The sequence below is a fragment of the Sutcliffiella horikoshii genome (assembly GCF_044809035.1).
Lineage (GTDB): Bacteria > Bacillota > Bacilli > Bacillales > Bacillaceae_I > Sutcliffiella_A > Sutcliffiella_A horikoshii_G.
This window is the reverse complement of the sequence record NZ_CP085237.1, coordinates 3,721,703-3,744,358: the sequence shown is the minus strand read 5'-3', so window position 1 is coordinate 3,744,358 and position 22,656 is coordinate 3,721,703. Positions and strand designations below refer to the sequence as shown.

Genomic DNA, 22,656 nt, shown 5'->3' with positions numbered 1-22,656 from the left:
GATTGATTGAACATTTCTCCTCTCTTTGATGGAGCACCATCACTCAGGTACTTTTTTATTTGTGTGAAATACGATAATATAGATTATTAGTTGCCCTGTTCGTTTAATGAGGGTTGTTAAATCCGTGTTAGTGAAAATTTTATGAGGTGAAATAAATGGAATTAGTAGAGATTCGTCACGAGTTAGAAAAAATGGCTAAGCGATTAGTCGAGTTTAGGGGGTCTCTTTGACTTAGAGGCCAAAGAACGTCGTATTGCTGAGCTTGATAATGAGATGTCCAATCCAGAGTTCTGGAACAACCAGAGTGCGGCTCAGGTAGTCATCAACGAAGCGAACGCATTGAAAGAACCTGTTGGACAATTTCATGAGTTGAACGAGAACTATGAAAACCTGCAACTGACATATGAATTGGTAAAAGAAGAGCCAGATGCTGAGCTGCAAGCAGAGCTGGGCAGTGAAGTGAAAACGGTAGCTGAGGATTTCAACAAGTTTGAACTTCAATTATTGTTGAGCGGTGAGCATGACAAGAACAATGCAATCCTTGAGTTGCATCCTGGTGCTGGCGGTACGGAGTCTCAGGACTGGGGTTCCCTATTGCTGCGCATGTACACTCGTTGGGCAGAACGTAAAGGCTTCAAAGTGGAGACACTTGATTACCTGCCAGGAGACGAAGCGGGGATCAAGAGTGTTACATTGTTAATCAAGGGACACAATGCCTATGGTTATTTGAAAGCGGAAAAAGGGGTACACCGTCTTGTGCGTATTTCTCCGTTCGATTCTTCAGGCCGTCGCCACACAAGCTTTGTTTCTTGTGAGGTTATGCCGGAGTTTGATGATAACATCGAGATTGATATCCGTACGGAAGATTTAAAAATTGATACGTACCGCGCTAGTGGAGCGGGTGGACAGCATATCAATACGACCGATTCCGCGGTCCGTATTACTCACCTACCGACAAATGTGGTCGTAACGTGTCAGACGGAGCGTTCTCAGATCAAAAACCGTGAGCGCGCGATGAAAATGTTACAAGCAAAGCTTTATCAAAAGAAGTTGGATGAGCAGCAGGCGGAACTGGATGAGATCCGCGGCGAGCAGAAGGATATCGGCTGGGGTTCCCAAATTCGTTCCTATGTGTTCCATCCATACTCCATGGTAAAAGATCACCGTACAAACACGGAGGTCGGTAATACACAAGCGGTCATGGACGGCGATTTGGATCCGTTTATTGATGCTTATTTGAGATCGAAACTATAATTTGAATGGGAACACCTCTGGCCTCGGAAGGCCGGGGGTGTTTTTTGTGTTAACGGGAAAGTGTAACCTAAAAAGTCTCATTGGTGCCCTGAGGGGGAGGAAAATGGAGTTGGGGGTAATCAAAGGGCCTCATTGGTGCCCGGAGAAGAAGGAAAATGGAGTTGGGGGTAATCAAAGAGCCTCATTGGTGCCCCGAGGAGAGAAAAATGGAGGTAGGGGTAATCAAAGGGCCTCATTGGTGCCCGGAGAAGAAGGAAAATGGAGTTGGGGGTAATCAAAGAGCCTCATTGGTGCCCCGACGAGAGAGAAAAATGGAGATAGGGGTAATCAAACCAACCAATCGGACATTTTGATGAGCTAGGGTTCCTAGCATATCTGAATAGTGTACAAACAAATGGAAATCCTACGAGGAATGAATGCGTTATTTTGACAAACCTTAATCACTCCAAAAATCCCAGGTTTGCACTTTGCATTAACGCTTTACCACGTTATACCAATGCCATTTACACCCTTATAATCGCGTGCTATACTCTTGCTCGTTGTGTGTATTTAAGAAAGATTCTGGGGGGCTTTAAGTTGAGTCGGAAAAATAGAAATGGGTATCAAGTGAACCCCGTCTATCAACGGGTGAAAGAATATACATATGTAGTGTTGGGGTCTGCGATTGTGGCATTGGCGTTCAACTTGTTCTTACTGCCGAACAAGGTTGCTTCCGGTGGGGTAAGTGGAATCAGTACCATACTGAAATCGCTCCTTGATTGGGAACCGGGTATTGTGCAGTTATGCTTTAATATTCCGCTCTTTTTAGCAGGAGTAATTCTGCTTGGAAAGCAATTTGGGTTAAAAACACTTGTAGGGACGATCACATTGCCAGTGATTGTACTTTGGACAAGTAATGTTGCACCTGCCACAGAAGATCCGCTGCTAGGATCATTGTTTGGAGGAATTGGTGTCGGACTTGGGCTAGGGCTCGTTTTCAGAGGACGTGCCTCAACAGGTGGAACAGACCTGGCAGCACAAATCATCCACAAATATACGGGTCTGACGCTCGGCGCATGTGTCGCGATGATTGACGGGCTAATTGTTATCTCAGCCGCAGTAGTATTTGATTTGGAGCTTGGAATGTACGCTCTTATCGGGCTTTTTGTGACATCCAAAACAATTGACTTCGTACAAGTGGGCCTTGGGTATTCCAAGATGGCTATCATCATCACCAAGAAAGAAGAAGAAGTTAAGGCCGCCATCCTTACAAAAATTGATCGAGGTGTGACCAAGCTTGCCGCTTATGGAGGATATACGGAAAATGAATTGCCTGTGTTGATGTGTGTGGTGGATCAGACCGAATTCACAAAATTGAAACAAGTGGTCCGGACCATTGACCCTGCTGCATTTGTGATCGTAACCAATGCTTCTGAAGTGTTGGGCGAGGGTTTTAAAAGAGAATAAATAGGATATAATAAAAACAATCTTGGTAATAATTACATCTCAAAAATTGGGGGACCTACCTATGAAAAAGTATTTTATGGCATTTGTTCTTGGATCTTCTCTTTTGACTCTTGCAGCTTGTGGCGGTGGCGATGAGGAGCAGGAAACATCAGGCGGTGGCGAATTCGCCATGGTCGAAAATGAAGAAGCGCAGCAATTGTATCAAAGCTGTATAGGTTGTCATGGTAAGAACATGGAGGGCGCAAGTGGTCCTAACCTTCAAAAAGTAGGAAGCAAATACAGCCAAGAAGAAATTGAAAGCATCATTAATAACGGGCAAGGAAACATGCCGGCAGGACTTGTACCTGCAGAAGATGCAACTGTTTTAGCTGAATGGTTGGCGCAGCACAAATAAGAATGAATGGAACTCTCCTAAAAACTGGAGGGTTCTTTTTTATGTTCTAATTTACCTATTCATCTAAAATGTAAAGTAGGCTATTCAGGGTGTTTCTGTTGGTTATTTGTGGAATTTTGCTGGTTCTTTATAACCTAATTGTCGGAATTGTTCGTTTAATGCATTAAAGTATATTGAAAATTTCAATTTTTGAAATATAATTTGGTTTGTAAAGATTTTGGACTATCGTAAGTAAATGGTACTTAAGTATATGTCTAGAAATTTTTACAAAAGTCGTTAGATACAACAAAAGGGGAGTGGGATGATTTGAAACAGAAACTAATCGCAGCATTCATGCCTTTGTTGGTTCTCGTACTTGTTTTCAGTACTTTTGCCACAAATGGTGTTTCTGCTAACACAGGGAAAGAAAACCTTGAGTTAGCAACTTTACAAGGAGATTTTGATTTATCATCCTCCAAAGCAGTAAAGGTTATTGTCGAATTACAAGAAGAATCAATGGTTGAAGCGAAGCACAAAGGAAAAAAGCAGTCTAAGCAGAATCTGAAAAGTGCTCGTGATAAAGTGAAAAAAGAAGTGGCAGATCGCACTTCTAAAACTAAAGTAGATCGTGAGTATGATCATGTATTCTCCGGTTTCTCTCTTGAAATCCCAGCAAACGAGATTCCTAGTCTACTAGCGACTCCAGGTGTAAAAGCGGTTTATCCAAACGTGGAATATACAACAACTGAGGTTGTTTCCGAAGAGGAATTCAGCCCTGCGATGTTCGATTCTGCGCCATTCATCGGTTCTAACGAAGCTTGGGACCTTGGATTTACAGGTGAAGGTGTAACAGTAGCAGTCATCGATACTGGTGTTGACTACACGCATCCTGACTTAGCAGGTAATTTTGGTGAATATTTAGGATGGGACTTTGTTGATAACGATAATGACCCACAAGAAACGTTCCCTGGTGACCCTCGTGGAGCGGCAACGACTCACGGTTCCCACGTTGCAGGAACAGTAGCAGCAAATGGACAAATTAAAGGTGTGGCTCCTGACGCTACATTACTTGCATACCGTGTACTAGGACCTGGTGGCAGTGGATCTACGGAAAACGTAGTGGCAGCTATCGAGCGCGCAGTTCTTGATGGTGCAGATATTATGAACCTTTCCTTAGGTAACTCTTTAAACTCTCCTGACTGGGCAACTTCCATTGCTTTAGATCAAGCGATGGCTGAGGGAGTAGTAGCGGTAACGTCAAATGGTAACTCTGGTCCTAACAACTGGACAGTAGGTTCCCCGGGAACTTCCCGTGAAGCAATCTCTGTAGGAGCGACTCAACTTCCTTACAATGTATTCACAGCAGCAACAACAACTTCTGATGGTGTATCTTATGCATCTTCTGCAGTACAAGGTTTTCCTTCAGAGGAAGCATTATTAGCACTAAACGGAAAAAATTATGAATTAGTTGACGTAGGTTTTGGTTCTCCTGCTGAATTTGCAGGAAAAGATTTAACAGGTAAGATTGCTTTGATCAGCCGTGGAGCTGGCATTGCATTTGTAGATAAAGCGACAGAAGCTGCTAAAGCTGGCGCTGCTGGGGCAATTCTTTATAACAACGCACCAGGTGAGATGCCTTTGATTCCTGGTATGGCTGTTCCGACAATTATGTTAAACCAAGCTGAAGGTGTGGCATTGAAAGCAAAAGCAGCTGAGGTAACAGTTAGTTTTAACATTGCATTTTCTGAAAGAGTAGGGGAAACAATGGCAGGATTCTCTTCCCGCGGTCCGGTAGTGGACACTTGGATGATCAAGCCTGACGTTTCTGCTCCTGGAGTTAACATTGTAAGTACAGTACCTACATTCAACCCTGATGCACCACACGGTTACGGTGCAAAGCAAGGTACAAGTATGGCATCTCCGCACGTAGCAGGTGCTGCAGCGGTAATCCTTCAAGCGAACCCGGATTGGGGCGTGTATGAAGTAAAATCTGCCCTTATGAACACAGCAGAAAAATTGATCGATCCTGCAACAGATAAAGAATATGCACACAATTCTCAAGGTGCAGGAAGCATCCGCGTAGTAGATGCGCTTCAAGCAGAAACGCTTGTGAATCCTGGAAGCTATTCTTTTGGAGTATTTGATAAGAAAAAAGGCAAGCAAACAGAAAGTCAAAAGTTCGAAATTCAGAACTTGTCTAATAAAGACAAGAACTACAGTGTAGAATTTACATTTAAAAATGAAGTAGGCAAACACGTTAAAGCAAAAACTAGCAAAAACACAAAAGTTAAAGCTGGTAAGAAACAAAATGTAAATGTAAACGTTCAAGTGGATGCTTCCAAGCTTGAGCCTGGTTACTATGAAGGACACCTGATTGTTACAGAAGGTGAGACGGTAGTTCAAGTTCCTACTATATTATTTGTAGGCGAGCCTGATTTCCCTCGCGTAACTTCTGCAGGCTTTACAGTACTAGGTGGAAATAACTTTGAAATCTACTCCTACCTTCCTGGTGGAGCGGATGAGTTCGAAGTTTGGATTTACACTGCCACACCTGCTGGTGCAATAGGTAATTTTGTAGGGGAAGCACTATACGATGCCGATCTTGCAAAAGGCTATAACTATCACAACTGGAATGGTACCCTAGCAGACGGCACCCAACTGCCAGCTGGAAACTACCGCGTGGCAGTCTACGCCAAAAAAGGCAACCTTGACCGTGCAGTAGCAGCGACCGACGTACTAACAATCCAGTAACCTTAAAGTATTCTACACAACTTCAAAAACACCTTCGGGGGTCTGACCCCCGAAGGTGTTTTTTTGTGAATTTTTTCTCTTTCCCCATAAAAAGCGACAAATATCGTTCGACATATTTCTGCTTTTAGGAAAATTATCCCTTTGTTACCAACGTTGACTTCGATTTGAAAAGAAACTGTAATAATAAAAACTCTTATTTTGTCGAAATAGATGATATAATAATAAAGTGAATTTATGCGGAAAAATTAGATAAATATACATATTGCATTCTAGTAGCAAGTGTTCTATCCGCATTACGACAGCGTTTAATGAATACTCTCCTTCCTGTGAGTCGAAAGCAGGGATTACAATGAGATTCAAATCTTTGACCCAGATAGGTGATTAAATGATTGAAATGCAAGACGTCTATAAAAAATACCCAAATGGTGTCCAAGCTATGGACGGTATTAATATAAAAATAAAAACAGGCGAATTTGTCTATGTAGTAGGACCCAGTGGGGCCGGTAAATCCACGTTCATCAAAATGATGTACAGGGAAGAAAAGCCTACAAGCGGAAGCATTGTCATAGATGGAATAAACCTTTCCAAACTGAAGGAAAACAAAGTGCCTATACTTCGAAGAAATATCGGAGTGGTATTTCAAGATTTCAAACTTTTACCTCAGTTAACAGTATATGAAAATGTAGCTTTTGCCTTAGAAGTAATAGAAGAAAGTCCCAAAAACATTAAAAAACGTGTCATGGAAGTTCTTGATCTAGTAAAACTCAAGCACAAGGCACGCCATCTTCCAAATGAACTTTCAGGTGGAGAGCAGCAACGTATTTCGATTGCGCGCTCGATAGTCAACAAACCGAAAGTAATGATTGCCGATGAGCCGACAGGTAACCTTGATCCTGACACCTCATGGGAAATTATGAGCATCTTTGAAGAAATCAACGAAAAAGGCACGACGATAGTAATGGCTACGCACAATCGTGAGATTGTAAACACCATCAAAAAACGTGTAATTGCAATAGAGAATGGTAAGATAGTGCGTGACCAAGCAGAGGGGGACTACGGTTATGAAGCCTAGAACTCTACTGCGACACTTTAAGGAAAGCTTTAAAAGTTTGGCGCGTAACGGCTGGATGACATTTGCATCTGTCAGTGCAGTGACGGTGACACTTCTATTGGTTGGTGTATTCCTTGTGTTGATGATGAACTTGAATAATGTCGCTTCAGAAATTGAAAGCGATGTGGAAATTAGAGTTCACATTGACTTGACTGCCAACCAGGAAAATAAGGAAGTATTGAGGCAACAGATACAGAACCTACCGGAAGTAGAAACAGTCGATTTTTCTTCTAAAGAAGAAGAGTTGAAAGGTTTGGTAGATAGTTTTGGTGAGGACGGCGGAGCTTTTGAGCTGTTTGAACAAAATAATCCGCTATATGATGTTTTCATCATTAAAACAGCAACACCGCAAGAAACCATTACAGCGGCTAAGAAAATTGACGAATTCGATTTCACCCACAAAGTCATTTATGGTGCAGAAACAGTGGAAAGATTGTTCAAAGTGTTTGAGATTGCGAGAAATGTTGGACTGGCCCTGATTCTTGGACTAGTATTTACAGCAATGTTCTTGATTTCCAACACGATTAAAATCACCATCTTTGCCAGAAGAAAAGAAATTGAGATAATGAAATTGGTTGGTGCTACAAATGGATTCATCCGCTGGCCATTCTTCTTAGAAGGATTATGGTTAGGAATACTTGGTTCATTCGTTCCGATTGGCATTATCCTAACATCCTACTATTATTTAATAGATCTTGTTCAACCAAGAATTCAAGGCACGTTTATACAATTGCTTCCGTTTTATCCATTCGCATTCCAGGTTATTGGTATCTTGGTTGCAATTGGAGCGTTTATCGGTATGTGGGGAAGCATGATGTCTGTCCGAAAATTCCTGCGAGTTTAAGAGATTACTATAGATGCATTACCCGCTTTGAAAATACAGAAAACTTGATGGGAACAACCAATTTGTTCCTGTCAGGATACATAAGAGTTTAGGGGGAAGTAAGAGATGAGAAGAAAGATTGGTACAATTGCTATTGCTGCAGTCATTGGCTTTTCCGGATTCTTCGCTTCAGGTTTATCTGAAAAAGCTTTTGCGAACGAGATGCAACAAAAGCTTAATGAAGTGCAAGATCAACAATCATCAAATGAATCTACCAGAACTGAAAAGAAAAATGAAGTTAGTCAACTGCAAGCAGAGCAACAGGAAATTAGGGCAGAAGTGGAACGCTTAGATAAAGCTGTTGCAGAAACAAAGAATAAAATCAGTGGTAAAAAAGTAGAAATCGATACAACTCGTAAAGATATCGAAAAACTAAAACAAGAAATTGAAGTACTAAAAGAGCGTATTGCAAAAAGAAATGAGCTTCTAGAAGATCGCGCTCGTTCCTTCCAACAAGGTGGAGGAGCCGTGAATTACTTAGATGTATTATTAGGTGCACAAAGCTTTGGAGATTTTCTGGACCGCGTTGGTGCGGTAGCAACAATTGTTCAAGCCGATCGTGATATTCTACAAGCTCATCAAAATGACATGCAAGAACTTGAAGCAAAAGAGCTGGAAATGCGTGAACAGCTTGCTTCATTAGAGCAACAATTAGTTGACCTAGAAAGCATGGAAGTACAATTAAAGAGTCAGATTGCTGAAAAAGACAAATTACTGGCAGAATTAAAGAAAAAAGAACAAGCAACCATGCATGAAATCCATCAGTTAGAAAATGAAGCAGAAGTACTTGCTTCACAAGAACAAGCAATCCGTGCTGAAATTAAAGCAGCGGAAGAGCGGGCGAAACGCGAAGCAGCGATACGTGCAGAGCAAGAGGCTGAAAGAAAACGTCTTGAAGAGCAACGTCAAAGAGACCATGATGCAGCAGTTGCAGCAGCAAAGGCAGCAGGAAAACCTGAACCTAAGCCGGAACATGTCTCTTCTCCGCCACCACCAGTTTCATCCGGATCTTGGACAAGACCTACAACTGGTAGCGTAACATCTGGTTTCGGTACTCGTTGGGGCTCCCAGCACTACGGAATCGATGTTGGTAAAAACGGAAGAAGTGGAAATGTACCTGTAGTAGCAGCAGGAAGCGGAACAGTATTCCAAGCTTACTACTCCAGCTCTTATGGTAATGTAGTTTTCATCACTCACTATATTGATGGCCAAACTTGGACGACTGTATATGCTCACTTGGAAAGCTTGGGAGTAAGTGCAGGACAATCCGTATCTAAAGGTCAATTCATTGGTAACATGGGGAACACTGGATTCTCTACTGGTCCTCACTTGCACTTTGAACTTCACAAAGGATCTTGGAACGGTTCTAAATCCAATGCAGTGAACCCTGCATCGTATATCAACTTTTAATTTTTAACCAACACAATCTCGCTGTTAAATCCAGGCGGCGGGGTTGTGTTTTTTTATTTGCATAATTTTAGCGAACAGTCTGACACCATCTCTTGAGGTGGTGTTTTTGATATAACTCAAAATTAAAGGTTAATTTAAGTTTTTGTTAAGTTTCTTGTTAGATTGAACCTGTATATTTAGAACTGTTCATTTTGTGTTGTGTTGAGAGTGTAATAATAGGTTTTAGAGAGGGTTAGGAAATGTTAAAGAGTTTCTATTATTGGTCATTCATAATTATTATGTTGTTTGCATTCTTTATGTTATGTCCCTTTAGTGCACAACAACCAGAAAAAGTAGCGGTTCTAGACAGTGGGATAAATAAGAAGCACCCAGTGCTAGAAGGGAAAATAGTTAAATCAAAATTTAAGGAATTAGGAAGATAAAGTTCCTATAATAGAGGGGGTCTAACATATGAAAAGAATTCAAAAACAATCAGAGTTGTTAAAGTTAAAGGAAACATATGAGAAAGTTATACTTACATCAGATCCATTTATAAATCCCTTTAAAGAAACGGTAGAAAAAAAGCTGATTATCTTTCCTACGGACGGTTACTATTTAAATAAAGAACAATTCTATGCATTAAAGTATGCAATAGAGTCTGTAGGAGAAGAAGGTTTTTTCATCTCTGAATCAGAAGGTGATAGTTTTACTATCTCATCCGTTCAAGATGTAGAATTTCCATCACAACACTGGAAAGTTGAGGAGTCTTTAAATTTTAGTGAATATCAATCAATTCCTCTTGTATTAGAAAACACCCTATACTCACTCAGAGGGAGATGGGGCGTGCAAATTTCTCATGAAGATCATGCGATTGTTGGGGGAAGTGCTCTATTTATAAAAAAATTCCAAGAAAGCTATCCCAACTGGGAACATGACAAAGAAAGATTTCTTGAATATTGGTCCCAAAATAATCAAAGATACAATTCGGATATTCAATGGCTTGAGGAGCTTCTAAAGAATGTCTAATATAAAAGGATAGGTTGAATTCTCTCACATAATATACCCTACAAACACATATACTTATTTTATCAAAGGCATTACACTTCCCTGTGTGATGCCTTTTGTAACAAGGTAGAAATGAGGCAACTAGGACAAGCTTACTTTTAGGCTAAAACTAAAAATCACCTTAGCCACTTACATAAGTTTTAATAATTTTCAACCAACGCCGGCTATGGTACAATTGCGTCATATCTATCGTTCGGTACGGGGTATAGGATGAGGAGGAGCTTTCATGAATCGCAAAATTGTTACAGTATTAATGGTTGTATCAGTTCTAGTTGGAGCTGCAGGAATGTATGCGGGATTACAATGGTTCGGTCATGGACCGGCAGCGGCTGTACCTTCCGTGCAAAATCCTCTTACTGATAACACAGAGCAAGCGGCACCACAGGAATCGCCGAAAGAAACGGCAGCACAGATGGAAAAGATTCAACAGGCATATGAAATTATTTCTTCCCGTTATGTGGAGGAAACAGAATCAGGCAAATTAATAGAAGGCGCTATCCAAGGAATGGTTGATACTTTGGAGGATCCTTACTCCGTGTATATGGATAAAGATACTGCAGAGCAATTTACTCAGTCGCTTGAATCTTCGTTTGAAGGAATAGGTGCAGAAGTAGGCATGCAGAATGGGAAGGTAACCATTGTTTCCCCATTCCGAGGTTCCCCGGCTGAAAAGGCTGGTCTGCAACCGAATGATCAAATTCTAAAAGTGGATGAGGAAGACATAGAAGGCTTGGATTTATATCAGGCAGTACTTAAGATCCGTGGAGAAAAAGGGACGGTCGTCACACTGGAAATCCAGCGACCTGGCGTGCAGGAGCCATTTAATGTGGACGTAACGCGTGACACGATTCCAATTGAAACCGTGTATTCTGAAACAATCGAACAAGACGGCAAAAAAGTCGGGTATATCCAAATCACCTCCTTCTCGCAAGATACAGGGAAAGACTTTCAAGAACAGTTGGCAGCACTAGAAGACCAAAACATTGAAGGATTAGTAGTCGATGTAAGGGGTAACCCGGGAGGTCTTTTAGATCAAGTGCAGATTATCGCGGCGGAGCTTGTCACGAAAGAAAAACCTTACGTGCAAATTGAACAGCGCAATGGAGAAAAGCAGCGTTTCTTCTCTTCCTTAACAGAGAAAAAGCCTTATGAAATAGTGACCCTGATTGATAAAGGAAGTGCCTCTGCGTCCGAGATCCTTGCCGGCGCGTTAAAAGAAGCAGGTAACTATGAAGTAGTCGGAGATGCTTCCTTTGGTAAAGGGACTGTTCAACAAGCATTAGAGCTTGGTGATGGCAGTAACCTGAAGCTGACTCTTTATAAATGGTTGACACCTGACGGGAACTGGATCCATAACGATGGCGTGGAGCCGACCGTACCTGTCAAACAACCGGACTTTTTCTATGCCAACCCGATTAACCTAGAAGAAAATGAAGAGCTGGCACTTGATACCAATAGCGAAAAAGTGAAGAATGTACAAGTGATGCTAAAAGGACTTGGTTTCAACCCAGGCCGTGAAGATGGTTACTTCAGCAAGGAGACGGAAGATGCCGTGAAATCCTTCCAAGCTGAAAATGATTTATCCTCATCTGGAAAAGTGGACAGCAAAACGGCAGAACAACTGCAAGCACAACTCCTGGAAGCGGTACGCGCAAAAGAGAATGACGTACAGCTGAAAGAGGCTATAAAGACATTATTGAAATAAATTATAGCAGTCAGCTTCCCTTATGGTGGGAGCTGACTTTTTTGTGGTAAAATATAAGAAAAGTTAGTTTGATTAGGCGGTGATTGGGTGATGGAATCGTGGGCTTGGGAATTGCTGATAGGAGTGGGACGTCTTTTCATCCACCCTGTCCTTTATGTGACCTTAGCCGTTGCAGTAGTATTGGGTTATTTTCGCGTCAAAAGAGAACGCCATGACTTTCATATAAGAGTGGAGTACGGACTGACTGAGTTTCAGAAGGCTTGTAAAAGTCTTTTTGTGGGACTTGCTTTATCTGTTCTGACCCTTGGTCTGGGAGTTATTCTCCCGTTCGGCACGGTTGTCCTTCTAAGTTTTTTCAGTATTATTTTTACCCTATTCATCAAGCCTAGATGGTTGTCGACGGCTTACATATTCGGCTTCACACTATTGGGTGTCGTGCTCCTGCCTAAACTGGAAACAGGTGTCACGCTCATTCAGCGACTGTTTGATTCACTGGGAGAGACACATCTACCGACACTTGCGTTGTTGATGGGATTCCTTATGGTGGCAGAAGGTCTGTTTGTCATGAAGCAGGCCCCAGTTCAAACTTCCCCTCAGCTTCAAAAAAGCAAACGGGGGTTGCCGGTCGGCACACATGTTGTCCAGCGTGTATGGATTCTCCCATTGTTTCTATTTGTACCGGTTGGTGCGGGAGGCATCGAGACGGACTTCACATGGTGGCCGGCCCTGCAACTGGGGGAAAATTCCTTGTCCATTTGGCTTGTTCCGTTCAGCATGGGCTATTACCAGCGTTTGAAGTCAAGCCTGCCAATGGACGTGATACCGCTGGTTGGTCGTCAGTTGCTACTGATGGGAGTGCTTGTTCTGGCAATAAGTATTGGAAGCTTCTGGTGGGAAAATGCAGCTATCCTGGCAGCAGTCCTTGCAGTGATCGGGAGGGAATGGTTGTACTTTAGAGCCAGAACCCAAGACGACAAACAACAGCCCATTTTTGTACAGCGTGATAAAGGCCTCGTTATTTTGGGTGTCATCCCGGAAAGTCCAGCAGAGAAAATGAACCTTCAAATAGGCGAAGTGATTACAAAAGTAAACAATTTACCGGTAAATTCTGTTTCCAATTTCTACGAAGCGCTTCAGCAAAACAGGGCCTTCTGCAAACTGCAGGTGGTCGATGCGAACGGAGAAGCACGATTTGCGCAATGTGCGTTGTATGAAGGTGACCATCATGAATTGGGATTGCTGTTCGTACAGGTAGGGAAGAAGTGGAAACAGACGGAAGCTGTATAACCATAATGGGATGTTCCTTGCGATGTATTTGATGCCAAGGAACGTTCTTTTTTTATGAATAGTAATTTAGTAGATGGTCCCAATAAAATGGTATAATAGTATAGTATGTGCAAAAAGAAAGGAGGAGAACTTATGAGAATTTGGAGTGTTTTATTTGTTGTGCTGTTGTTGATCAGTGTCCAGGCTGTCCTACCAGTAAACAATAATATGGATATGACAGGCAAGGCCTTTTCTATAGAAAAAAGCGGAAAAGATGTGGAAATCGTTTCGTCGCTGTCAAGGTCTGGGATCTACGCCACCTTATCACAAAAGCTAAATAAAAAAGACGACATAACAAGCACTTCCTATTACGCACCAATTACGAGAGCGCTCCCTACATCGCAAATCGACAAAAAAGAGGAGTTTATTTGTGTTGCAATTATTCACCTCTTCCCCAAGAAATTCCAATCCAACTACCTTTCCTAATGCAAACCTCACATTAAATAATTCCTAATAATCTGAAATAGAAATAAAACTAGTAGATGGAGGAGAAAATTTGTTTGAAGAAATTATCTTAACTTTCATACAGTCATTCAAAGATTTATCCTATTTTGGGGTTATCTTGGCTTTGACGTTCGAATTTATCCCGGCTGAGTTGATTCTGCCCTTGGTAGGTTACTGGGTGTATCAAGGGGACATGAACCTTGTGCTAGCTGTTTTAGCAGGTAGTATCGGTGGAGTCACAGGACCTTTGACACTTTATGCTCTTGGTAGATTCGGAGGAAGGCCTTTAATCGATAAATATGGTAAATACTTTTTTATTCGGGAGAAGGATATGGCAACAGCAGAAAAATTCTTTGCTAAATACGGGCCGGTCATCGCGTTTTTTGGCCGATTCATTCCTGGAGTCAGGACGGTAATATCGATACCATGCGGGCTGTCAAAGATGAATATATGGGTATTTGCGGTCTACACCTATTTTGCCATGCTTCCAATCACAGTAGCTTATGTCTACCTGGGATTCCGATTTGGTCCCCACTGGGCAGATGCGGCTTCTGTAATTTCCATATATATGAAACCTATTGGAATAGGTGTAATGCTGGTCCTAATTGTAATATTAATCCTAAGATACAGAAATAATAAAAACAGAATTGGAATGGAGAAAAAGATATAAGAAGGCAGGTCTTTTGGAAGGAGCAAATTTAACATGGTTGGAACAAACTTAAATATAGATTATTTTATTCTTTTGAGTGCACTTTTACTGATTGTCGGGGTTATCACCACCAAATTTTCCACGAGATTGGGAGTACCGGCATTGATTTTGTTTATCGTAGTAGGAATGATAACAGGAAGTGACGGCCTGGGGTTTATCTCGTTTGACAATGCTAAGATGGCACAGCTTGTCGGGGTTTTCGCCCTTATCATTATCCTCTTTGAAGGGGGACTGCAGACGAGATGGTCAACGGTAAAGGCTGTTGCCAAGCCATCGCTCTCCCTTGCAACACTTGGAGTGATTTTGACGACTGTTGTGGTTGCAGTGGCAGCAAAGCTGATCTTAGGAGTAACGTGGATGGAAGGCTTCTTATTTGGGGCAATTGTCGGCTCCACAGATGCCGCGGCGGTTTTTGCGGTACTGAAAGGTCAGAACATAAAAGCAAGGCTTGGAGCAACGCTTGAAGCAGAGTCAGGTTCCAATGATCCGATGGCGATGTTCTTGACGATATCCATTATTGAGTTGATGGTCACAGAAGGATCCTCTTATTTGGCCTTGGTCGGTACTTTTTTCTGGCAAATGGGAGTGGGACTTGGAATCGGAGTGTTGATGGGGAAATTGGCAACGTACGCCATTAATAATATCAACTTGGATTCTAGTGGACTTTACCCGGTTTTTGCGCTTGCATTTGCTTTGTTGACTTACAGTGCTACAGCATTGGTCGGCGCCAGCGGATTGCTTGCTGTATACGTGGCAGCACTTTGGGTCGGAAATTCAGACCTCATTTACCGTCAATCCATTTTCCGGTTCAATGAAGGGTTCGCTTGGATGGCACAAATCATGATGTTTACGATTTTAGGGTTACTTGTATTCCCTACGCAGTTGTTCACATTTGATATCGTTTGGAAAGGCTTGTTACTTTCCATTATTCTCATTGTCGTGGCTCGACCTATAGCTGTATTTTTATCCACGATTGGTATGGGATTCGGTATGAAAGAAAAAGTATTTCTGTCCTGGGCTGGTTTAAGAGGGGCGGTTCCGATTGTTCTCGCCACCTTCCCTATGATAGCCGGAGTTGAAAACAGCCAGCTTGTCTTTAATGTGGTCTTTTTCGTTGTATTAACCTCATGTCTTATCCAAGGTTCTACCATATCCATATTAGCAGAAAAACTTGGACTCACCGGACCTGTAAGATCGGAACCACCTCATACGTTGGAGCTTGTTTCCATCGGCCAAGCAAATGCCGAAATTATGGAATATGAAGTCAGTAGCGCTACACCGATTGAGGGCAAAAGGCTTGTAGATATTACTTTTCCAAAGGATGTTCTTATCAATGCCATCATCCGTAATAATGACTTGATTACACCTCAAGGAAATACGAAGATAAAAGCAGGAGATGTCTTGTATATTCTAGTATCCAAGCCGAGTAAAAAAGAGCTTGTAACTATGCTTGACCCTAAAAGGCCAACCGTTTCATTCGAACCGCTGTAAGCAACAGGCATGTTTGTCCAATAACTGCATATACATGAACCGTTATCTAAAGAATTTCTTCAGACAGCGGGAGTGTGAAAAATGGATTTCGGGCTGATATCGATTTTTCTGGTCGTGTTATTAGGACCTTTACTTGTCAAAAAAATAGAAGAAAATATGGAAGTTTTCCTATTAAGCATGGGGATACTTGCCAGCATGGTAAGTGGAGTCTACAATGAAAAGCTATTTTTCATAGCCGCAACCGACCCGTTCCTAATCTCACTCGCAGTCCTGATGGCGGGCCTGGTATTCAGGTGGTTGCAGACGCCTTTTAGCCGCATCCTCCACTTTCTGAAAAACTGGATTCCTTTTAAATTGTTTATTTTTTTGCTTGTCGTATTTCTTGGATTGATCTCAAGTGTCATTACGGCAATCATTGCAGCGCTATTGTTAGTATTCATCGTAGTGGGGCTGGATTTGGAAAAAAGAGAGCAAATTCGGCTTACTGTCCTTGCTTGTTTTTCAATAGGGTTAGGAGCTGCGCTAACCCCGATCGGTGAGCCGCTGTCAATCGTGACCATCAGTAAGTTGAACGGTGATTTCTTTTACCTGCTGAGGCTGATTGGCAAGGATGTCTTCATTGCTTTGTTCTTTTTCGGCTTGCTTGCTGCTTTTATGGTTAAAGCACCAGTTGCCAACGAGTTAAGACGAAGTCTGAAGGATAAGGAAAGCTATGAGGAAATTTTTATTAGAGGCTTGAAAATTTACTTCTTTGTAATGGGACTGACCTTTCTTGGAGCGGGTTTTGAACCATTTGTCTCCGCCTACTTTTTAGGAATGGATTCTTCTGTTTTATACTGGTTCAATATGTCCTCAGCCATATTGGATAACGCGACACTTGCGGCTGCGGAAATTAGTGCCGAACTGGACCCGGCAGTCATCAGGGTGATTTTGCTTGGACTCATGATCAGTGGCGGAATGCTGGTGCCGGGAAACATTCCAAATATCATTGCAGCAGGAAAGCTTGGGATTACAAGTAAAGAGTGGGCACGCCACGGTGTCCCTGTAGGATTGAGTGCGATGGTGATATATTATTTTATCTTGGTGTAAAAAGAAGGCTGGCTAGTTTGTCGCATTATAGCGACACCTAGCCAGCCTTCTTTATATTCGTTTTACGGAAATCGCTGCACGCACTTTCTGCAACGCTTCTTTTCCTTCTTCTTTCTTCGCCATGAGTACATTCACATAGATGGCGTCGATCATAGCAAGCTGGGCGATACGGGATGACAATGCCTCTGAGCGGTAATCCGTTTCTTCCGACATGGTGTATAGGGCCAAATCAACTCCTTGACTTAAAGGGGATTTGGCAAAGTTGGTGATGCCGATTGTTTTGACGCCATTTGCTTTCACTACCTCCAGAATGTGCATCATATCCTTGGATGCTCCAGTATGTGAAATAATAATGGCCACGTCTTCGTCCGTCAGTTGGCTGGCAGACATGAGCTGCATATGTGTATCAGATTGAACGTTCACCGAAACACCGGTACGGATAAGCTTATGGTAGGCGTCCATGGCGATGACATTGGATCCGCCGCTCCCGAATAATTCCACTTTGCGCGCCGCGAGAATCGCGCTGATCACCTGGTGAAATGCCTGGTCATCAAGGATCTTTAATGTATCTTCCAGCGTTTTTATATTAGAACGGAACACTTTTTCCGCAATCGTTTTTTCACTGTCATGTTCCATGATATTTTCATGAATATCTTGAATAGGTTTTACAATTTCCGTTGCCAGAGCTATTTTCATGGCTTGGTACCCTTTAAAGCCGATTCTTTGACAAAAACGGAAAACAGTAGAGTCCGCTACACCTAAATCATCCGCAACCTGGTTGATGGTGCTGTGGACAATTTTCTGTGGATTGTTGAGGATATAGTCCGCGATGACTTGCTCCTTCCCCTTGAACTGTGGGTAGTGGGAACGAATGCGCATCATGCAGTATTGAGATTCTTGTCTGTTCATGGTGCGACCCTCCAAAATCATAATCTACTATCTATCATAAAGAGGTTTCAAAAAAAAAGAAACTATTTTTTGATAACGCTTGCATTTCGGGGAATTTTTTTTCATAATAGGAACAAGACAAAAAATATTTTTCGATAACCAACTGTAAAAGAAGAAGGGAGTTTCTTTTTATATGAAACTAGCAATGATAGGATTAGGCAAGATGGGGTATAACCTCACATTAAATTTAATAGATCATAAGCATGAAGTAGTGGCATTTGACGTTGATAATGAGAACGTTACCAAGAGCGAACAAGCAGGTGCAATTGGTGCTTATTCCATTGAAGAGGCCCTAAACAAACTGGAATCTCCGAAAGTGGTATGGATGATGGTACCTGCAGGGGAGATCACGGAAAGCGTCCTTTCTGAGATTAGTAGTTTCGTAACAGAAGGAGACATCATCATAGACGGTGGAAACTCCAACTACAAAGATACGCTAAAGCGTGCAGAAGAGCTTGCTGTAAAAGGTGTCCACTACTTGGATGTCGGAACAAGCGGCGGCATGGAAGGCGCTCGTAACGGAGCATGCACCATGGTTGGCGGAAATGAAGAAGCGTTTAAGCATGTGGAGAAGCTGTTCCAAGATATTTGTGTAGAAAACGGCTACCTATATGCAGGAAAATCCGGTAGCGGTCACTTCTTGAAAATGATCCACAATGGGGTCGAGTACGGCATGATGCAAGCAATCGCAGAAGGCTTCGATATCCTAGAAAAAAGTGATTTTGATTTTGACTATGAAAAGGTTGCAAGAGTATGGAACAACGGATCTGTCGTTCGCTCATGGCTGATGGAATTAACCGAAAACGCATTCAGCAAAGATGCAAGATTAGAAGGAATCAAAGGCGTTATGCATTCATCTGGTGAGGGTAAATGGACAGTAGAGACAGCCCTTGAACTCCAAGCCGCCGCACCAGTCATCGCCATGTCCCTCATGATGCGATACCGCTCCCTAGAGCCCGACACCTTCTCCGGAAAAGTAGTCGCAGCCCTAAGAAACGAATTCGGCGGCCACGCAGTAGAGAAGAACTAAATTAATTTAAGTAGATTACGAGAGACGTAATAGTTAATGAAACTCCCTCCTGATGACTGGAGTGCAAGGTGTGAGACTCCTGCGGGGGATAACGGTAGCTTGAGACCCCGCAACGAAGTGAGGAGGCTCAAGCACACGTCCCGCGGAAAGCGAACACCTGGAACGGAAGTCATCAGGAAGTTAACGTAAAAACATCAATTTTCAAATAAAGGTATCCAAAAAGGAGGAACAAACCATGTCAGGATCCATGCTAATCCTAATCGCAGCAGCAGCCATATTCCTGCTATTATTCCTAGTCATCCGCACCAAACTACACGCATTCGTAGCCCTGCTGCTAGTCAGCTTACTAGTAGGTATCGCCTCAGGCATGCCGCTAAATGAAGTCACCGCATCCGTACAAAACGGAATGGGAGGCACCCTCGGGTTCGTAGCAGTCGTAGTCGGACTTGGTGCCATGTTCGGTAAAATGCTAGAAGTGTCAGGAGGAGCAGAAAGACTTGCTCAAACTTTAATGAAGAAATTCGGTGAAGAAAAGTCCCAGTGGGCACTTGGTATCACAGGTTTCTTGGTAGCAATCCCGGTATTCTTTGATGTTGGATTCATCATTTTAGTGCCAATCGTTTACGGTTTGGCGAAAAAAACAGGAAAGTCCCTATTACACTATGGTATCCCGTTGCTAGCTGGTCTTGCTGTAACGCACAGCTTTATCCCGCCAACTCCAGGTCCGATTGCAGTAGCAGATCTAATTGGTGCTGACCTTGGTTGGGTTATCCTGTTTGGTGTCATTGCAGGTATTCCGGCTATGATTTTAGCTGGTCCAGTGTTTGGTAAATATATCGGCAAGAAAATTCACGTCGTTGTACCAAAATATATGGAAATTGACGAAGATAAGGTATACGACAAGGATCTTCCAGGATTCGGACTGATCGCTTCTATCATTTTAGTTCCTTTAGTGTTGATTTTAGTGAATACGTTTTCAACGGTTATTTTTGAAGAAGGTCACATCGTACGTGAAATTACAACATTTGTTGGTCATCCGTTCGTAGCATTGACGATTGCAACGTTGTTGACGTTCTACTTCCTTGGAACTAAGCGAGGCTATACAAAACAAGATGTACAAGATATCGCAACAAAAGCGCTTGAGCCAGCTGGTATCATCATCCTTGTAACTGGTGCCGGTGGAGTGTTCAAACAAGTACTAATCGACTCTGGTGTTGGGGATGTTCTTGGTGAAATGATGGCAGGATCTGCATTGCCTCCAATCGTCCTTGCGTTCTTAATCGCAGCGGCAGTCCGCGTGGCACAAGGTTCTGCGACTGTATCCATGGTGACAGCAGCAGGTCTTATCACCCCGCTTATCAGTATCATGGGTCTTGAAGGTCCGGTACTTGGGCTGATCGTTATTTCCATTGCTTCCGGAGCAACGGTTTTATCTCACGTAAACGATTCCGGTTTCTGGTTGGTGAACAGATACTTCGGTCTTGATGTAAAAGATACGTTGAAATCTTGGACCGTCATGGAAACCATCATCGGACTTGTTGGTTTTGCAGTAGCGGTAACTATTGGTATATTTATAGGATAAGTAATAGTAGGGTCAAGGAGCTGTTTCCTTGACCCGTTCTGATTTTGAAACAAGGAGGACATCATCATGACAACATACATGCTAGGCGTTGATATAGGAACAACAAGCACGAAGGCGGTTCTTTTTACAAAGAACGGAAAAGTGAAGAGCCAACATGCCGTGGAGTATCCTTTGTACACTCCTGAAATGGGTGCGGCAGAACAGGATCCTGACGAAATTCTCGAAGCGGTTGCAATTTCCATCAAGGAAGCTGTTCTTTTGGGTGGCATTGATTCCACAGAACTTTCACACGTCAGCTTCAGTGCGGCAATGCACAGTCTGATCGCAGTGGACGAAGCGGGAATTCCGTTGACAAAAAGCATCACCTGGGCAGACCAACGCAGTGAAAAATGGGCCAAGAAAATCAAAAACGAATGGAATGGCCACGAGATTTACAGGAGAACGGGAACGCCGATTCACCCAATGTCCCCTCTGGCAAAGCTTGTCTGGTTGCGCAACGAGCATCCAGAAACTTTTGAAAAGGCATCTAAGTTCATCTCTATAAAAGAGTATGTGTTTCATAAGCTCTTTGGTGAGTATGTAGTGGATCATTCGATTGCGTCGGCAACTGGAATGCTAAACTTGGAAAAGTTGGACTGGGATGCCGGCGCGCTTGGGGTTGCTGGTGTAACACCTGGCAAGCTATCCCGTCTAGTACCGACTACGGAGGTCATCGCAGGTTTGAAAGCGGAATGGGCGATGAAACTGGGTCTGCCTGCTGACGTAAAATTTGTGATTGGGGCAAACGACGGCGTGCTTTCCAACCTGGGTGTTAACGCAGTCCAGCCAGGAGTGGTGGCATTGACCATCGGAACAAGTGGCGCTATCCGAACAGTAGCGGACAAGCCGGTAACCGATCCAAAGGGAAGAACATTTTGCTATGCACTGACGGAAGACCACTGGGTCATCGGCGGACCGGTCAACAATGGCGGCATGATTATGCGCTGGTTGCGAGATGAGTTTTGCCAAGCGGAAGTGGAAGAGGCGAAAGCGCTGGGCGTTGATCCATATGATGTGATGACAGCCAAGATTGCGCAAGTAAAACCTGGAGCGGAGGGTGTTCTTTTCCATCCTTATCTTACAGGTGAACGTGCACCGTTGTGGAACGGAAATGCGCGCGGATCTTTTTATGGACTCGGTATCCACCATAAAAGAGAGCATATGATGCGCGCGGTATTAGAGGGTATCAACCTTAACCTTTATACGGTGTTGCTGGCATTGGAAGAGATTATCGGGATACCGGATAAAATCCATGCCACTGGCGGTTTTGCCCGCTCGGAAGTGTGGTGTCAGATGCTCTCTAATATATTCAATCAGGAAGTAAGCATCCCTGAAAGTGTGGAAAGTTCTTGCCTTGGTGCTGCGGTGCTTGGATTGTATGCACTTGGTGAGATAGATTCGTTTGATGTGATGAACGAGATGGTTGGGACGACGAATGGGTATGTTCCTGATCGAGAGGAAGTAGAAGTGTATAAAGAATTGACTCCGTTATTCATCCGATTGAGCCGCTTGTATGAGCAGGAGTTTGATGCGGTGGTGGCGTTTCAGCAGAGGAAGTGATAGTCAGATTCTTTAGCTGTTGATTGGAGCGAAAGGCTGAGACTCCGGCGGGAGGTAGCGGTAGCTTGAGACCCCACAGCGCAGCGAGGAGGCTCAAGCACACGCCCCGCGGAAAGCGAAGTCTGGCGCGGAAATCAACAGCGGCGCGAATGGAATACAAAAATAAAGAACGACATTCTCCCGGTTACCACCATAGCGAGATTGTCGTTCTTTTTTGTACAGTTGATTCAGTTTTTCTTTTTTCGTCTTGGTTGTTTTTGTTCCGAGGTTCGCAAGTGCGTAGGTGCCGCGTCCGTTTTCAGGGTTTCGGTTGCCTTCGCGGACTTGCTTGTCACGCAGCTTTTTTGCTTTACTTTTTGCCAAAATGATCACTCCTAACATATATTTACAAAAAGTATAACCGAGAATAGAAATAATGGAAATAGGTTTTCGTTGGAATGTTATATTTTTCTCGCGCTGAT

Annotated in this window: 19 protein-coding genes; 17 read left to right on the top strand and 2 right to left on the bottom strand. The window is 43.0% G+C overall.

Annotation, left to right across the window (positions count from 1 at the left end; all coding sequences use genetic code 11):
- The first annotated feature begins 155 nt into the window (after window positions 1-155).
- From prfB to LG307_RS19380, 14 genes are all read left to right on the top strand, one after another.
- Window positions 156-1,254, top strand: a protein-coding gene (gene prfB / locus LG307_RS19445; RefSeq protein ID WP_404445460.1) for a peptide chain release factor 2 whose coding sequence is annotated in 2 segments (ribosomal slippage) — window positions 156-227 and window positions 229-1,254 — 1,098 coding nt in all. Because the reading frame shifts where the segments join, the coding sequence is not laid out codon by codon here.
- Window positions 1,255-1,830: 576 nt separating this feature from the next.
- Window positions 1,831-2,700 carry a YitT family protein gene (locus tag LG307_RS19440; RefSeq protein ID WP_404445457.1) on the top strand — a complete coding sequence of 290 codons (870 nt, stop codon included), beginning with the start codon at window positions 1,831-1,833 and terminating at the stop codon, window positions 2,698-2,700.
- A 61-nt stretch (window positions 2,701-2,761) separates the two neighbouring features.
- Entirely contained in the window at window positions 2,762-3,094 is a 333-nt protein-coding gene (gene cccB / locus LG307_RS19435) for a cytochrome c551 (protein ID WP_404445455.1), read from the top strand.
- A 306-nt stretch (window positions 3,095-3,400) separates the two neighbouring features.
- Window positions 3,401-5,824 carry a S8 family serine peptidase gene (locus LG307_RS19430; RefSeq protein ID WP_404445452.1) on the top strand — a complete coding sequence of 808 codons (2,424 nt, stop codon included), beginning with the start codon at window positions 3,401-3,403 and terminating at the stop codon, window positions 5,822-5,824.
- Between the two features lie 385 nt (window positions 5,825-6,209).
- Window positions 6,210-6,896 (top strand): cell division ATP-binding protein FtsE, encoded by a 687-nt coding sequence (gene ftsE / locus LG307_RS19425; protein WP_404445449.1) that lies wholly within the window; start codon window positions 6,210-6,212, stop codon window positions 6,894-6,896.
- Window positions 6,886-7,779: a permease-like cell division protein FtsX gene (ftsX, locus tag LG307_RS19420; protein WP_404445447.1), complete on the top strand. Its 894-nt coding sequence runs from the start codon at window positions 6,886-6,888 to the stop codon at window positions 7,777-7,779. The genes ftsE and ftsX overlap by 11 nt, the downstream gene beginning before the upstream one ends.
- A 105-nt stretch (window positions 7,780-7,884) precedes the next feature.
- A complete protein-coding gene (locus tag LG307_RS19415) occupies window positions 7,885-9,228 on the top strand; it encodes a murein hydrolase activator EnvC family protein (protein ID WP_404445444.1) in 1,344 nt (447 codons plus the stop codon).
- 450 nt (window positions 9,229-9,678) lie between these two features.
- Window positions 9,679-10,233 carry a hypothetical protein gene (locus LG307_RS19410; protein WP_063559521.1) on the top strand — a complete coding sequence of 185 codons (555 nt, stop codon included), beginning with the start codon at window positions 9,679-9,681 and terminating at the stop codon, window positions 10,231-10,233.
- A 265-nt stretch (window positions 10,234-10,498) separates the two neighbouring features.
- The gene (locus tag LG307_RS19405; protein ID WP_404445442.1) at window positions 10,499-11,977 is read left to right on the top strand and encodes a S41 family peptidase; all 1,479 of its coding nucleotides are present in this window, start codon (window positions 10,499-10,501) and stop codon (window positions 11,975-11,977) included.
- A gap of 90 nt (window positions 11,978-12,067) precedes the next feature.
- On the top strand, window positions 12,068-13,264 hold the full coding sequence (locus LG307_RS19400; protein WP_404450510.1) for a PDZ domain-containing protein: 1,197 nt from the start codon (window positions 12,068-12,070) through the stop codon (window positions 13,262-13,264).
- Between the two features lie 132 nt (window positions 13,265-13,396).
- A complete protein-coding gene (locus LG307_RS19395; RefSeq protein ID WP_404445439.1) occupies window positions 13,397-13,729 on the top strand; it encodes a hypothetical protein in 333 nt (110 codons plus the stop codon).
- A gap of 70 nt (window positions 13,730-13,799) precedes the next feature.
- Window positions 13,800-14,417 (top strand): DedA family protein, encoded by a 618-nt coding sequence (locus tag LG307_RS19390; RefSeq protein ID WP_404445436.1) that lies wholly within the window; start codon window positions 13,800-13,802, stop codon window positions 14,415-14,417.
- Window positions 14,418-14,450: 33 nt separating this feature from the next.
- Complete coding sequence (locus tag LG307_RS19385; protein WP_404445434.1) at window positions 14,451-15,947, top strand: potassium/proton antiporter; 1,497 nt, start codon at window positions 14,451-14,453, stop codon at window positions 15,945-15,947.
- 81 nt (window positions 15,948-16,028) lie between these two features.
- A complete protein-coding gene (locus tag LG307_RS19380; RefSeq protein WP_404445432.1) occupies window positions 16,029-17,036 on the top strand; it encodes a DUF1646 family protein in 1,008 nt (335 codons plus the stop codon).
- 51 nt (window positions 17,037-17,087) lie between these two features.
- On the opposite strand, the gene LG307_RS19375 is transcribed toward LG307_RS19380, so the two are convergent.
- Entirely contained in the window at window positions 17,088-17,945 is an 858-nt protein-coding gene (locus LG307_RS19375; RefSeq protein ID WP_404445429.1) for a MurR/RpiR family transcriptional regulator, read from the bottom strand.
- 172 nt (window positions 17,946-18,117) lie between these two features.
- Between LG307_RS19375 and gnd the strand changes: the two genes are divergently transcribed.
- The 3 genes from gnd to gntK all read left to right on the top strand — a co-directional run bounded on the left by gnd (window position 18,118) and on the right by gntK (window position 22,195).
- Window positions 18,118-19,014: a phosphogluconate dehydrogenase (NAD(+)-dependent, decarboxylating) gene (gnd, locus tag LG307_RS19370; protein WP_404445427.1), complete on the top strand. Its 897-nt coding sequence runs from the start codon at window positions 18,118-18,120 to the stop codon at window positions 19,012-19,014.
- A 235-nt stretch (window positions 19,015-19,249) separates the two neighbouring features.
- Window positions 19,250-20,596, top strand: coding sequence for a gluconate:H+ symporter (locus tag LG307_RS19365; RefSeq protein ID WP_404445424.1), 1,347 nt, complete (start codon window positions 19,250-19,252; stop codon window positions 20,594-20,596).
- Between the two features lie 60 nt (window positions 20,597-20,656).
- A complete protein-coding gene (gntK, locus tag LG307_RS19360) occupies window positions 20,657-22,195 on the top strand; it encodes a gluconokinase (RefSeq protein ID WP_404450509.1) in 1,539 nt (512 codons plus the stop codon).
- A gap of 93 nt (window positions 22,196-22,288) precedes the next feature.
- Here gntK and LG307_RS19355 read toward each other — a convergent pair whose 3' ends face one another.
- Window positions 22,289-22,558, bottom strand: a complete 270-nt coding sequence (locus tag LG307_RS19355) for a hypothetical protein (RefSeq protein WP_404445421.1) — start codon at window positions 22,556-22,558, stop codon at window positions 22,289-22,291.
- Window positions 22,559-22,656: the final 98 nt, after the last annotated feature.